The organism is Actinoallomurus iriomotensis (genome assembly GCF_030269445.1).
GTDB classification, from domain to species: Bacteria; Actinomycetota; Actinomycetes; order Streptosporangiales; family Streptosporangiaceae; genus Actinoallomurus; species Actinoallomurus iriomotensis.
In genome coordinates, this window is the sequence record NZ_BSTJ01000004.1 from 497,143 (window position 1) to 510,676 (window position 13,534).

General features: G+C 73.5%; 13 protein-coding genes. 11 read left to right on the forward strand and 2 right to left on the reverse strand.

Annotated features, from left to right (window positions below; genetic code table 11):
- Positions 1-16 precede the first annotated feature (16 nt).
- The gene (locus QSK37_RS19605; protein WP_285622991.1) at positions 17-925 is read left to right on the forward strand and encodes an ANTAR domain-containing protein; all 909 of its coding nucleotides are present in this window, start codon (positions 17-19) and stop codon (positions 923-925) included.
- Positions 926-1,014: 89 nt separating this feature from the next.
- Positions 1,015-1,440, forward strand: coding sequence for a ChaB family protein (locus QSK37_RS19610; RefSeq protein WP_285622993.1), 426 nt, complete (start codon positions 1,015-1,017; stop codon positions 1,438-1,440).
- A gap of 513 nt (positions 1,441-1,953) precedes the next feature.
- Here the strand turns inward: QSK37_RS19610 and QSK37_RS19615 are convergent.
- Both QSK37_RS19615 and QSK37_RS19620 read right to left on the reverse strand, forming a co-directional pair.
- Complete coding sequence (locus tag QSK37_RS19615) at positions 1,954-2,520, reverse strand: hemerythrin domain-containing protein (protein ID WP_285622995.1); 567 nt, start codon at positions 2,518-2,520, stop codon at positions 1,954-1,956.
- A 94-nt stretch (positions 2,521-2,614) separates the two neighbouring features.
- Entirely contained in the window at positions 2,615-3,391 is a 777-nt protein-coding gene (locus tag QSK37_RS19620) for an IclR family transcriptional regulator (protein ID WP_285622997.1), read from the reverse strand.
- Between the two features lie 84 nt (positions 3,392-3,475).
- On the opposite strand from QSK37_RS19620, the gene QSK37_RS19625 reads away from it, so the two are divergent.
- The 9 genes from QSK37_RS19625 to QSK37_RS19665 all read left to right on the forward strand — a co-directional run bounded on the left by QSK37_RS19625 (position 3,476) and on the right by QSK37_RS19665 (position 13,484).
- A complete protein-coding gene (locus QSK37_RS19625; RefSeq protein ID WP_285622999.1) occupies positions 3,476-4,489 on the forward strand; it encodes an ABC transporter substrate-binding protein in 1,014 nt (337 codons plus the stop codon).
- Positions 4,486-5,493 carry an NrtA/SsuA/CpmA family ABC transporter substrate-binding protein gene (locus tag QSK37_RS19630; RefSeq protein ID WP_285623001.1) on the forward strand — a complete coding sequence of 336 codons (1,008 nt, stop codon included), beginning with the start codon at positions 4,486-4,488 and terminating at the stop codon, positions 5,491-5,493. Before QSK37_RS19625 ends, QSK37_RS19630 begins: the two co-directional genes overlap by 4 nt.
- The gene (locus tag QSK37_RS19635) at positions 5,490-6,311 is read left to right on the forward strand and encodes an ABC transporter permease (RefSeq protein WP_285623003.1); all 822 of its coding nucleotides are present in this window, start codon (positions 5,490-5,492) and stop codon (positions 6,309-6,311) included. Before QSK37_RS19630 ends, QSK37_RS19635 begins: the two co-directional genes overlap by 4 nt.
- A complete protein-coding gene (locus QSK37_RS19640; protein ID WP_285623005.1) occupies positions 6,308-7,045 on the forward strand; it encodes an ABC transporter ATP-binding protein in 738 nt (245 codons plus the stop codon). Before QSK37_RS19635 ends, QSK37_RS19640 begins: the two co-directional genes overlap by 4 nt.
- Positions 7,042-7,857: an LLM class flavin-dependent oxidoreductase gene (locus QSK37_RS19645; RefSeq protein WP_285623008.1), complete on the forward strand. Its 816-nt coding sequence runs from the start codon at positions 7,042-7,044 to the stop codon at positions 7,855-7,857. Before QSK37_RS19640 ends, QSK37_RS19645 begins: the two co-directional genes overlap by 4 nt.
- Positions 7,850-8,959 carry an LLM class flavin-dependent oxidoreductase gene (locus tag QSK37_RS19650; protein ID WP_285623011.1) on the forward strand — a complete coding sequence of 370 codons (1,110 nt, stop codon included), beginning with the start codon at positions 7,850-7,852 and terminating at the stop codon, positions 8,957-8,959. Before QSK37_RS19645 ends, QSK37_RS19650 begins: the two co-directional genes overlap by 8 nt.
- A complete protein-coding gene (locus tag QSK37_RS19655; RefSeq protein WP_285623014.1) occupies positions 8,956-9,876 on the forward strand; it encodes an ABC transporter substrate-binding protein in 921 nt (306 codons plus the stop codon). The genes QSK37_RS19650 and QSK37_RS19655 overlap by 4 nt, the downstream gene beginning before the upstream one ends.
- Before the next feature lie 69 nt (positions 9,877-9,945).
- The gene (locus tag QSK37_RS19660) at positions 9,946-11,646 is read left to right on the forward strand and encodes an ABC transporter ATP-binding protein (protein WP_285623016.1); all 1,701 of its coding nucleotides are present in this window, start codon (positions 9,946-9,948) and stop codon (positions 11,644-11,646) included.
- The gene (locus QSK37_RS19665; protein ID WP_285623019.1) at positions 11,643-13,484 is read left to right on the forward strand and encodes an ABC transporter ATP-binding protein; all 1,842 of its coding nucleotides are present in this window, start codon (positions 11,643-11,645) and stop codon (positions 13,482-13,484) included. The genes QSK37_RS19660 and QSK37_RS19665 overlap by 4 nt, the downstream gene beginning before the upstream one ends.
- Positions 13,485-13,534: the final 50 nt, after the last annotated feature.

Genomic DNA, 13,534 nt, shown 5'->3' on the forward strand with positions numbered 1-13,534 from the left:
GCGGTGGGAGAGCGCGATGAGCACTGTGGAGCCGACCTGGCGGGCTCCGGCCCCGGAGGAGACGTTCGGCGGCGAGGTCGCCGGGAGTCCGCCCGCCGTGGGACCGGTGGAGGCGGAGATCGTCGCCGAGCTGGCCGAGCTGCGAAAGACGGTGCGGAACCTGCGCCGGCAGACCCGGTCGAACCGCGTGGTCTCGCGCGCGGTGGGGATGTTGCAGGAGCGCTACCGGCTGGCCGACGACCGGGTGGCCTTCACGATGCTGGCCCGCACCTCCCAGAACCACAATCTGCCGGTGCGCACGCTGGCATCCGCGTTCGTCGCGGCACCGCGGCCTCGCCACCCGCGCGAACGGTGGTTCGCCGGACGCGGCCGGTGGGCGGCTCCCCCGGTGAGCAAGCTGCTGCCGGGACGGCCGCCGGGACGGCTGAACCGCACCGACCTGGTGCGCGCCCTCCTGCGACAGGTGATGGAGATCTCCGGTGCCCCGATGGGGAACGTGCAGCTGGTCGACGTGGCCTCGGGCGGCCTGGAACTGGCCGCGCACCACGGCCTGACCGACGAGTTCGTCGACTTCTTCCAGCACGTCGGCGAGGACACCACCTCTTGCGCCCTGGCCGCCCAGCAGACGACCCGGGTGAGCGTCTCCGACGTCGCCACCACGTCGGCGCTGGATGACGACTCCCGCATCCACGTCCTCGCGGCCGGCAGCCGCTCCTGCCACAGCACACCCCTGCTCGACGCCGCGGGACGATGTGTCGGCGTGGTGTCCTCGCATCACGAGCGGCCCGCCAGCACGTTGACCGACGTCCAGACCGCCGAACTGGATCGCGTGACCGCCCAGGCCGGCCGGTGGCTGCAGTGGCACGACCGGACCACCGTCCTGGACGCGTTGGAGGACCTGCACGCCCTCGCCCTCGGTCGCTGACCCCGCCGCGGGTCCGCCGTCAGGGAGGTGTGGGCGCCGCCTGCGGGGTAGGTCCTGCCGTGACGGGGATCCGTTCCACGGGAGGAGAAATGCCGAAGACCACCAAGAAGGGCACGGCCAAGCAGAGCGAGCTGCCCGACACGATCAAGCGCTCCGACGCGAAGGCCCAGCGCACGTTCGCCAAGGCCCACGACGCCGCGGTCCGGGAGTACGGCGAGGGCGAGCGGGCGCACCGGGTCGCGTACGGCGCGCTCAAGCACACCCACGAGAAGGTCGGCGACCACTGGGAGCCGAAGAACAAGGGCGCCAAGGGCCCGTCGGACGAACAGTCCAAGGGCGGCCGCGGCACGTCACGCCCGTCGGCGGGCGGCGTCGACGCCAACGCCTCCAAGCAGCACCTGTACGAGCTCGCCAAGGAGATGGACGTCCCCGGCCGGTCACAGATGACCAAGAAGGAACTCGTCAAGGCGCTGCAGAAGGCCAACGACCGCGCCACCGCCAAGGCCCGCTCCTGACGTCCCGCACCGAGACCGGAAGCACGTCACCGGCTCCGGGCCGCCGTCGCCTCCGGCGGTGATCCGACTCGCCGCCTCCGGAGTGAGCCGATCACCGCCGTAGGTGGCACGAGCCGCCAGCCCTGCCCGCGCCGCCCGGAACGGCCCGACCCGGCACGGCCCGGCCGCACGGGTACACGCTCGCTGGGTCACCGATGGCGGCGGGCCATGTCGCACACGACTCTCAGACTCGACCCTCCCGCGCCGGAGGTCGGGGTAGCCGATGGCGGGCTTCTTCTGTGAGCAGAGAATTCTCCTGTCAGAAGAGCCCCTGGAGACGAACACCCACCTCTCGCCCGGACACGTCGGGTCCTCCCAGTGCCGGGAATCCGCGCCGATGACGGGCCGGCCGTGGGGTGGCCGTGCGGAACGCCCGGCCGCACCTCGGCCTTCACGTAACAAGACCGCTTCGAATCGATCAGCCGGCCACCGCCGGCTCCGGCGTAGCCGATCGCCGCAGGAGGCGCGGGGAGCTCAGTCCTGTCCGCGGCCGGTGGCGGCGTCGCGGACCCGGTCGGCTGCCGCGACCGCCGGGCCGGCGGCCTTGAGGATGCCCGGTTTCGGTGGCGTGTGCGGGTGCGGGCGGGTGGGGGCGATCTTCTTGCCCTCCTCGACCTTGTGGCCGAGTTCCTCCGCCTCCTCGGCGCTGAGTGCCTTCTCCATCGCCGGCCAGACGTTGTCCTCCTCGTAGGCGATGTGTTCGCGCCCGTCGGTGATGAAGCGTCCCACCAGTTCCTCGAACTGCGGATCGTCGGTCTTCATGCCGATCAGGTCGTTGAGGACGAACTTGGCGGCCACCTCCTGCTCGATCGCGTGATCCGCCAGGGCGTCTCCGTCCTCGAGGTGGTCGCGTACCGCCGGCCAGAAGTACTCCTCCTCGACCGCCTCGTGTTTGGACTCCTCGATGGTCAGTTCCTCGACCAGCTTCTCCCGCAGCGTCAGCTGGTCGGGGTTCGCGCCGGACGCGGCGGTCGGGCCTCGCTCCAGCTCGGCCAGGGCCCGCTTGACCTCTTCATGATCCTTGCGCAGTACCTCGAACACGTTCCCCATGATGTCCCCCGCTCAAGTAGGCTCCACGATTTTCACGCTACGCGCGGCACCGTCGCCGGAAACGGCCCGGGGGCCTCCGCACGGGTCAGGCGCGGCGGCGCTCGTCGGGGTGGAGGAGCAGGACTTCGAGGGCACGGGCGCAGGTCTGCGCATGGCCCAGGAACCAGGGCATGCGCGCGTCGGTGAGCACCTCCGGCGTGGATCGTACGGCGAGCGCGAAGCGGGCGTGGCCGGCGCGGTCCAGCAGCGGGACGGCCAGGGTGCGGATCCCCTCGGCGGACTCGCCGTCGTTGATCGCGTACCCGGCGGCGCGGACGCGCTCGATCTCGGCGCGCAGGCTGGGCAGGTCGGCGATGGTACGGCCGGTCAGCGGGCGGAGCGGGCCCAGCTCCGACAGGTCGTCCTCGCCCGGCCGTGCCCAGGCCAGCAGCACCTTGCCGAGGGCGGTGGAGTGCAGCGGGCGGCGCAGCCCGATCCCGGTGTCGTTGCGCCGCACCGAACCGCCGGAGACCAGCACGACATGCGTGCCGCCGCGGATCGCCAGGTCGGCGGTTGCCCCGGTGACCTGGGCGAGATGGTCGAGCTCCGGGCCGGTCCTCTGCAGGCCGCGCTGGTGGTAGGACAGGAGGCCGAGTTCCACGACGGACGGGCCGAGCCGGTAGCGGGCGGTGCCGTCGTCCTGGTCGAGGAAGCCCGCCCGTACGAGGGTCCGCGCGAGCCGGTGGGCGGTGGAGGAGCTGAGGTTCAGTCGCCGGGCGATGTCGGAGGCGCTGAGCGCGGCGCCGTTGTCCCGGAAGCAGTGCAGGACGTTCAGGGCGCGCAGGACCGCCTGGGTTCCGGTCGGAGTGTTCGTCCGCGGCATGTCCCGCCTTTCGCCGAGCCGTTCTGTTTCCCATCATATGAAATCTAGATTGAGTTGGTAGGTTTTGTCGTAAATACTTCCCGCATGGTCACCTCACGTCCGGACACCCTGTGGTTCACCCGCTGTCCCGTCCCCACCGCCACCGGCATCGCCGCGGATCAAGGCTGGCTGGCGGCCGAGTTCGCCGCGGACGGCATCGCCGTCCGGTCACTGCAGGAGTCCGGGGCCGGCGATGTGCGCGGTGAGCACTTCCGGCACCGGCTGGCCACGCTGTTCCGTGAAGGCGGGAACGTTCCCGCGCTGTGGGCGAGGTCCGGCGGCGCGCCGACCCGGCTGGTCGGCCTGACCTGGATCGAGGAACGGCAGGTCATCGTGGCGCGGCCGGGCTCAGGCATCGAAGGACCCGACGACCTGAAGGGCCGGCGGCTGGCGATCCCGCACCGCGCCATCGAGATCGACTTCTGGCGGGCGATGGCCCTGCGCGGATTCGACGGTGCGCTGCGCCAGGCCGGGCTGAGCCTGGACGCCGCCGTGCCGGTGGACCTGGACGGCGACGTTCCCGGTCAGTGGGAGGCCGAGCTCACCGCCCTGCGCGAGGGCCGGGTGGACGCGGTCTACACCAAGGGCGCGGTGGCGGTGGAGGCCGCCGCGCGCCACGGCGCCGAGGTGGCCATCGACCTGGACTCATTCGCCGACAGGCGGTCGCGGGTCAACAACGGCACACCTCGCCCGATCACCGTCGACCAGCGGCTGCTGGACGACCACCCCGACCTGGTCGTCCGCTTCCTGGCGGTACTGCTGGGCGCCGCCGACTGGGCCGCGGACCGGCCCGCCGAGGTCGCGCGCATCCTGCAGGACGAGACCGGGTCGGGTCCGGCCGGGGTGGCGGGCGCCTACCGCGGCGACTACCACCGCGGCCTGCACGCCGGCCTCGACGACGGCCGCCTCACGCTGCTGGCCGAGCAGGAGGAGTTCCTGCGGCGCCACGGCTTCCACGACACCCCGGTGGACGTCACCACCTGGGCCGACCCCGCACCGCTGGCCGAGGCTCGCGCCCTCGTCCCGCGCCTTCCCTTCATCGCACAGGAGCAGTCATGACACGCACGCTTTTCCGGCGCCACACCCTGGCCGCGGGCCTGCTGGCCGCGCTGCTGGCGGTGGCGGGCTGCGGCGGGTCGGGCGGCGACGCGGCCAGTGCGGCCGACGCCGCCGGCGGCCGTACGGTCACCATCCGCATCCCCGACCCGGGCAACGCGGGCGTGCTGGCCCGCGGCAAGAAGGACGGCAGCCTGGCCAGGGCACTGGCCGCCGTCCACGCCAAGGTGGCCTGGACCGGAAGCTCCGGGCCGTTCGCCCCCGCCGCGCAGGAGCTGAACGCCGACAAGCTGGACATCGCACAGGGCTCGATCACCTCGGCCATCGCGGCGCTCGCCCAGCGGCCCGGTTTCAAGCTGTTCGCCCAGGTCGCCCCCGACAAGACCGGCGAGGGCATCCTGGTGCGCAAGGGCTCGCCGATCACCTCCGTCGGCGCCCTCGTGGGGAGGAAGGTCGCCGTCAACAAGGGCGGCACCGCCGAGTACCTGCTGCTCAAGGCGCTGGCCCAGGCGAACATCCCGGCCGACCGGGTGACCCGCGTGTACCTCAACCCGGCGCAGACCGCCCCGGTGTTCAACTCCGGGAAGGTGGACGCCTGGGCGGTCTGGGCGGCGTACTCCCTCCCGGAGATCGCCGCCACCGGCGCCCACTTCCTGGTGAACGGCGGCCAGATCGGCTCGCAGAACTACTCGGTGTTCGCCGTCCGCACCGGCTTCGCGGACGCGCACGCGGACGTCCTCCGGGTGCTCTACACCTACCTGCACGACCAGAGCCTGCGGGAGAAGCAGAACCCGGCGGACTTCGTCAACGTCTTCACCACCTCCGGCCCGCAGGCGGTCAGCGGGACCGCGCGGCGGCTCACCATCGACGACGTGAGCAAGGGCGCCCCCACCGGCGTGATCGGCGAGACGAACCTCGCCGACTTCGCCCAGGTCGCCGAGTTCTTCGCCGACCAGAAGATCACGCCTACCCGGGTGGACGTGCGGCCGTACGTGGTGCGGCTGTGACCACCGCGTACCCCGATCTCGTCGTCCCGCGGCCGGACCTGCCCCGGCCGAGACGCCGGGGCGTGACACCGGTCCTGCGTACGGCCGGGCCGCTGGCGCTGCTGGCCGGCTGGTGGGTCGCCTCGGCCACCGGGGTGCTCACCCCCGACGTGCTGGCCTCCCCCGCCACCGTGGCGAAGGCCGCCGGGGAGCTCTGGTCGGACGGCCAGCTCACCGACGCGCTGGGGGTCTCGTTGACGCGGGCCGTCCTCGGCCTGCTCTTCGGGCTGACCGCGGGGCTGGTGCTGGGCGTGGTGACCGGGTTCTCCCGGCTGGGCGAGGAACTGCTGGACTCCCCGCTGCAACTGCTGCGGGCCCTGCCGTTCCTCTCCCTGGTGCCGCTGTTCATGGTCTGGTTCGGGATCGGTGAGACGGCCCGGGTGATCCTCATCGCGGTCGCCACCACCTTCCCGATGTACGTCTCGACCGCCGGCGGGGTGCGCACCGTCGACCGGCGGCTGCTGGAGGCCATGCGGTCGTTCGGGCTGGGACGGTGGCGGCTGGTCGCCGAGGTGGTGCTGCCGGGCGCGCTGCCGTCGCTGCTCGCCGGCTTCCGGCTGTCGATGACCCTCAGCGTGATCGCGCTCATCGCCGCCGAGGAGATCAACTCCACCTCCGGCATCGGCTACCTGATGACCCAGGCGCAGAGCTTCTCCCGTACCGACATCCTGTCCGTCTGCGTGCTGATCTACGGGCTGCTCGGGCTGGCGGCCGACCTGGTCGCGCGAGGCGCGGAGCGGGTGCTGATGCCGTGGCGGCCGAGAGGGGCGGCCCGATGAGCGTCGCCGTGCACATCGAGGGGCTGCGCCGGACCTTCGGCGCCCGGTCCGTCCTGGACGGGCTGGACCTGGACATCCGGCGCGGTGAGTTCGTGGCGCTGCTCGGCGCCAGCGGCACCGGCAAGACGACGCTGCTGCGCATCCTCGGCGCGCTCGAACGGCCCGACGCCGGGACCGTCCTCGTGCCCGAGGCGCGCACGATCGTGTTCCAGGAACCGCGTCTGGTGCCGTCCAAGCGGGCGCTCGGCAACGTGATCGTGGGGCTGCCGCGCACCGCGGAGTCCCGTGAGCGCGGCCTGCGAGCCCTCGCCGAGGTGGGCCTCGCCGACCACGCGCGGGCCTGGCCGCACACGCTGTCGGGCGGCGAGGCGCAGCGGGTGGCGCTGGCACGCGCCCTCGTACGCGAGCCGGACCTGCTCCTGCTCGACGAGCCGTTCGCCGCTCTGGACGCACTGACCCGGCTGCGGATGCAGGATCTGGTCGCCGATCTGGTCCGCACCCACCGTCCGGCGGTGCTGCTGGTCACCCATGACGTCGAGGAGGCGATCAAGCTCGCCGACCGCGTGGCGGTGCTCAGGGACGGCCGGCTCGTCACCGACGAGACGGTGGCCGCGGAGCGGCCCCGCGACGCCACCGATCCCGCGTTCACCGCGCTGCGCCGCCGGCTGCTGGCCGACCTGGGCGTACGGGAGAACGAACCGGCCGTGGAGTCCATCGAAGGGGGACGACGTTGACCCGTTTCCACATCACCGTGCCCACCCGCGCGCCCGAACGGGTGGAGCTGCCGGAGTTCGTCACCGACCTGCGTCCGCCCGACCGCGGCACGGGCCACCGCCTGGTCGGCCGGGCCGCCGAGCTGGCGGGCCTGGACGGCGCGCTGGTGCCGTTCGACCCCGGCGGCCTGGAGTCGCTGGTGGTCGCGGCGGGACTGCTGCGCGACTCCCGGCGTATCGAGGTGATCGCGGAGTTCCATCCGGGCATCGCCACGCCCGTCTACGCGGCGAAGCTGTCGGCCTCGTCGCAGCGCTACGCCGGCGGACGGCTCGGCTGGCGGCTCGTCGTGGACCTGGACCCGGCCGTCGCCCGCGCCCAGGGCGACTTCCTGACCGGCGCCGCCCGGTACGCCCGCGCGGCGGAGTTCCTCACCGTCGCCCGGGGCGTCTGGGACGGTTCCGGATTCGGCTTCGACGGCGAGTACTTCCAGGTCCTGGACGGCGGGCTGCCCGCGTCCCGCGCGCCGCGCCCGTTCCCCCGCGTGTACCTCTCGGGTACCTCGGACGAGGCGCTGGAGCTGTCCGCGAACCACGCCGACGTGCACGTGCTCGACCCCGGCGACGATCCGGCGCTGGTGCCGGACGGGGTCGCCGCCGCCGTCCGGCTACCGGTACGGGCGGGGCCGGACGAACAGGTGGCGGCGGAGATCAGAACGCACCTGGACCGGGGCGTCACGGAGTTCTTCCTCGAACCCGCCGCGCCGCTGGACGACGCCTACCGGATCGGGCAGCGCGTCCTGCCACTGCTGGAACAGGAGGTACGGCATGGTTGACATCTACTGGCGGATCGCCATGGAGGGCGACGCGCCCGCGCTGCGGCTGGGCGACATCACCCGGGGCGGCTTCGGGCCGTTCCTCCCCGGCAGCCTCGGCCCGGGACTCCGCGCCGGAGCCTCCGACGGGTACGGCCCGCTGGACTACATGGCCGAGGTGGCGCGCTCCACCGAACAGGCGGGCTTCGTGGGCGGGCTGATGCCGTCCTTCCCGCAGACCGACGACCCGTGGGCCGCGGCCGCCGCGCTGGCCCACGACACCAGCACGTACCGGTTCATGATCGCCTTCCAGCCGGGGTTCCTGCACCCGGTGCAGGCGGCGCGGATGTCGGCCACGCTGCAGGCCGCGACCGGCGGCCGGGTCGTGTACAACATCATCTCCGGCGGCGGCGGTCCGCAGCAGCTCTGGTGGGGCGACCGGGTCGACCACGACGACCGGTACGCCCGTACCTCGGAGTTCCTCGACGTGCTCAAGGGCGTGTGGCACGGGCCGTACGACCACGAGGGCCGGTTCTACCGGGTCGAGGGCGGAGCGCTGCCGCCGGAGTTGCGCGGGCAGCCGTTCCCGGAGATCTACTTCTCCGGGTCCTCCCCCGCCGCGATCGCCGCCGCCGGCCGTCACGCGGACTACTACCTGTCCTGGCTGGAGCCGTTCGACGCACTCAGCGAGAAGTTCGACCTCGTACGCCGCCACAGTGACACTCCCCCGAAGTTCGCCGTACGGGTGGACGTGCTGGCCCGGGAGACCGAGGAACAGGCGTGGGAGGAGATCGAACGCGGCTGGGAACGTCTCGGCGAGACCGAGCGGACCCCCGAGGCCAGTGAGTCGGTCGGCTGGCGCCGCGGCCGGGAGTTCACCGCGGGCACCGGTGACTCATACCGCGATCTGGAGGTCCAGCCGAACGTGTGGGGCGGCTTCAACCGGTTGCGCCCCGGCCCGCTCTTCGGCCTGGTCGGCGACTACCACCAGGTCGCCGCCCGGCTCGACGAACTCATCACGCTCGGCGTGGACGCCTTCATCCTCGCCGGCGTGCCCCATCTGGAGGAGGCCCAGCGCGTGGGCCGCAACGTTCTTCCCCTGTTGAAAGGAAAACCGTCATGACCCTGCGCGTCGGATACTTCCCGCAGAACAACTCCCTGTGGGTGCTGCGGCTTCGGGGCGTCCTGGAGCGGTCCGTCCCGGACGTGGAGTGGGTGGACCTGCGGTCGCTGCCCGCCGGGGAGCGGCCGAAGCCGACCGAGGGCCTGCCGTCGGCCCACGGCGACCACCTGTTCGACGGCGGCTACGACTTCATCGGCACCGGGTCCACTCCGCCGGTCACGGCCCAGGCCAAGGGCCACGACGTGGTCTACGTCGCGATCTCCGGGCCGCGGGTCGAGAACGGCCGCCTGGTCGTGCCCGCGGAGTCCCCGATCGCCACGCCCGCCGACCTGAAGGGCCGGCGCGTCGCCCTCGGACACGGTTCCTGGCAGACCACGTTGCTCCTGTTCGCCCTGGAGCAGGCCGGGCTGAGCTGGCGCGACATCGAGCCGGTCGACGCGTACGGCAACGCCACCGAGCTGTTCCTGAACGGCGAGGTGGACGCCTGGGTCGGTTCCTACCCGCACCTCACCGAGGTGGAGCGGCGCGGCCCGGTCCGGACGATCATCGAGACCGACGGGTTGTTCAGCCACCGCTCGCTGTGGTTCACCAGCCGGGCGTTCGCCACCGAACGGCGCGGCGAGTTGGCGGCGATCGTGGCGGCGCTGCAGGAGAGCGACGCCTGGATCCGGCAGAACCCGCGGGACGCCGCCGCGCTGTTCGCCGCCGACGACGGCGGGGACCTGGACGCCTGGGAGCACGCGCTGCGCACCCGGCCGTGGGGGCTGCGCCCGGTCACCGGCGACTTCGTCACCGAGCAGCAGCGCGCCGCCGACCTCTTCCACGCGAACGGCCTGATCGAGCGGAGAATCCAGGTCGCCGACGCCGTACTGCCGGAGATCAACGCGTTGATCGAGGAGACCGCGTCCGATAGATGAGACGCCGGTCCCGTGACGTGAGCAAGCAGATAAGGTAAGCCTTACCTATATCGCTGCTCCGGAGGGCGGATGAGGCGTCTTCGGCACCGGAGGGGGTCCGCGCTTCCCGCCGGGCGCTCCGTCCTGACCCGGGCCATCGCGGGACAACGCCGGCCCGCTCTGCTCGGCTCCGTGCTGATCAGCGGTCATCAGGCGGGCGAGGCGCTCGTGCCGTTCCTGATCGGCGTCGTGATCGACCAGGCGGTCGGCGGCGGACCCGGCGGGCTGGCGCTGTGGCTCGGCGTCCTCGGCGCGGTGTACCTGACGCTCAGCTTCAGCTACCGTTTCGGCGACCGGGCCGCCCAGCGCGCGTCGCAGCAGGCCGCGCACGAGCTCCGGCTCGCGCTGACCCGGCGCGTCCTCGACCACCGGGGCGGCGCCGAGGCCGGACGGCTGCCGGGCGCCCTGGTGAACATCGCCGCCGGGGACGCGGCACGCGTCGGCGCGGTCGCCGCGATGGTGCCCTCCGCGACCGCCGCCGTCGGCGGGCTCGCGCTGACCGCGGTCCTGCTGCTGATGATCTCGCTGCCGCTCGGCCTGCTGGTCCTGGTCGGCGCGCCGCCGTTGCTCTGGCTGTCGCACCGGCTCGGCAAACCGCTCGAACACCGCAGCGAGACCGAGCAGGAGCACGCCGCACGGGCGTCGGGCGTGGCGGCCGACCTCGTCTCGGGGCTCCGGGTGCTCAAGGGCCTCGGCGCCCAGCGGCACGCGCTCGACCGTTATCGGCGCACCAGCCGGGAGTCGTTGCGCGCCACCGTACGGTCGGCGCGGGCGGAGGCGACCTACCACGGTCTGACGATCGCGCTCAACGGCGTGTTCCTCGCCGTCATCGCCCTGGCCGGCGGGCGGCTGGCGGCCGGCGGGCACATCACCATCGGCGAGTTGGTCTCGACGGCCGGTCTCGCCCAGTACCTGCTGACCCCGCTGACCACCCTGGCGTGGGTGAACGGCGTGTTCGCGCAGGGCCGCGCGTCGGCCCGGCGCATCGCGACGGTGCTGTCGAGTCCGCCGGCCGTGACACCGGGCCCGCTCCCGGTGCCCGACCCCGCCGCCGGGAAGATCGCCCTGCGCGGCCTGTCCGGCACGGGCCTGCGCCGGGTCGACCTGGACATCACCCCCGGCGAGTTCGTCGGCGTCGTGGCCACCGACCCGGCCGCCGCGTCGGCGCTGCTCGCCCACCTCGGGCGTGCCGCCGACCCGGAGGAGGGCTCGGTCGAGCTGGACGGCGTCGCCCTCACCGACCTGCACCCGGGCGAACTGCGGGCCGCGATCCTCGTCGCCGGGCACGACGCGCGGCTGTTCGACGGCACGGTCCGCGACAACCTGGCCGCCGACATGGGCCTGGACGCGGCGCTGGTCGCGGCCGGCGCCGACGAGGTGGTCGCGGCCCTGCCGGCCGGGCTGGACACGGTCCTCGACGAGCGCGGCCGTTCGCTGTCCGGCGGGCAGCGCCAGCGCCTGGCCCTCGCCCGTGCGCTCGCCGCCGATCCTCCGGTGCTCGTCCTGCACGACCCGACCACCGCCGTCGACACGGTCACCGAGTCCCGCGTCGCGGAGGGCCTCCGCGCGTTCCGCCGCGACCGGACCACCATCGTGGTCACCACGAGCCCGGCGCTCCTGGCCGTCACCGACCGGGTGGTCCTCCTCGACGAGGGCGCGGTCACCGCCCAGGGCACGCACACCGCACTCGTGGCGGAACACTCCCGCTACCGGGCGGCGGTCCTGTCATGAGTGAGCGGGAACTGCTGCCGGTCGCGAGCGGACGGCGGACCCTGCGTTCGGTCGGCGCGCTCCTGCGGCCGCGCGTCTGGACGGTCGTCCTTGCCCTGGCGGTCCTCCTCGCCGGAACGCTGGCAGGGCTGCTCGTCCCTCCGCTGGTGGGGCGCATCGTCGACCTCGTCACCGGACGCCGGGGCGCGGGCTCGATCACCTGGCCCGCGATCCTGCTGGTCGCGGCGGCCCTCGTGCAGGGCGCGCTGTCCGCCGCCGGGCTCGCCGAACTGGCGCGGGCCGGAGAGAACGCGCTCGCCGAGCTGCGGGAACGCTTCCTGGCCCGCGCCCTGCGACTTCCCTTGGACCAGCTCGAGCGCGCCGGGTCGGGCGACCTCACCTCGCGGGTCACCGGCGATGTCACCGTCATCGCCGAGGCCGTGCGACGAGCGCTGCCCGCGCTGATCGGCTCGCTGCTCACCATCGTCTCGACGTTGGCCGGGATGGCCGTGCTCGACTGGCGGTTCCTGCCGGCCGCGCTGGTCGCCGTACCGGTGCAGCTGCACACGGCGCGCTGGTACTCGCGGCGGGCCGGGCCGCTGTACGCCGAGCAGCGGGCGGCGGCCGGGGCACAGCAGCACGCGCTGCTCGGCACGATCGACGGAGCCGCGACCCTACGGGCGCTGCGGCTGACCGGCCGTCACCTCGGCCGGGTGGAGCGGCGCTCGCAGGTGGCGGTCGACCTGTCCCTGCGCGGCGTGGCGCTGCGGACGCGGTTCTACAGCAGGCTCCACGTCGGCGAGTACGCCGGGCTGTGCGCGGTGCTGGCCGTGGGGTTCGTCCTGGTACGCGACGGATCGGCGACGGTCGGCGGCGCGACGGCCGCCGCGCTGTACTTCCACGGGTTGTTCGGCCCGATCAACATGGCGCTGGCGCTGGTGGACGACGCCCAGTCGGCGGCCGCCGGCCTACGGCGGCTGGTGGGCGTCGCCGACGTACGGACGCCCGCCGAGAAGGACGGCGCCGACGTACGGACGGACGGAGCCGCCACCCCGACGGACGCAACCGCCACCCCGGCAGACGCAACCAGCACCCCGGCAGACGCAACCGCCACCCCGGGGGACTCAGCCGGCACCCCGCGGGGCGCGTCGGTCACCGCGCGGGCGCTGGGGCACGCGTACGTTCCGGGTCGTGCCGTGCTGAGCGACGTCACGTTCGACGTGGCGGCCGGTGAGCGGGTCGCGCTGGTCGGCGCGAGCGGCGCGGGCAAGACGACGCTGGCCAAGCTGATCGCCGGCGTGCACCGGCCCGGCACGGGCTCGGTCCTGGTCGGCGGCCGCCCCCCGGTGCCGGGCGCGCACGTCGTGCTGGTGACCCAGGAGGTCCACGTGTTCGCCGGAACCCTGGCCGACGACCTGCGGCTGGCCGCGCCGGACGCGACCGACGCGGAGCTGTGCGCGGCCCTCGACCGCGTCGGCGCGCTCGGCTGGGCCGAAGGGCTCCCGGAGAGGCTGGCGACCCGGGTCGGCGACGGCGGGCACACCCTGACCGTCGCGGAGGCACAGCAGCTGGCGTTCGCCCGGCTCGTGCTGGCCGATCCCCGGGTCGTCATCCTCGACGAGGCGACCGCGGAAGCGGGCAGCGCGGGCGCCCGGGTCCTCGAGGCCTCGGCCGAGGCGGCGCTGGAAGGACGGACCGCGCTCGTCGTCGCCCACCGCCTCACGCAGGCCGCCGCCGCCGACCGCGTCATCGTGCTGGACACCGGCCGGATCGCCGAGACCGGCACGCACACCGAACTGCTCGCCGCGGCAGGAACCTACGCCGCCCTCTGGTCCGCCTGGTCACAGCAGCGCCGATAGCGCGAGCGAATCCGAATAGCGGGTGTTCCGCCAGGCACCCCCTGGACGCC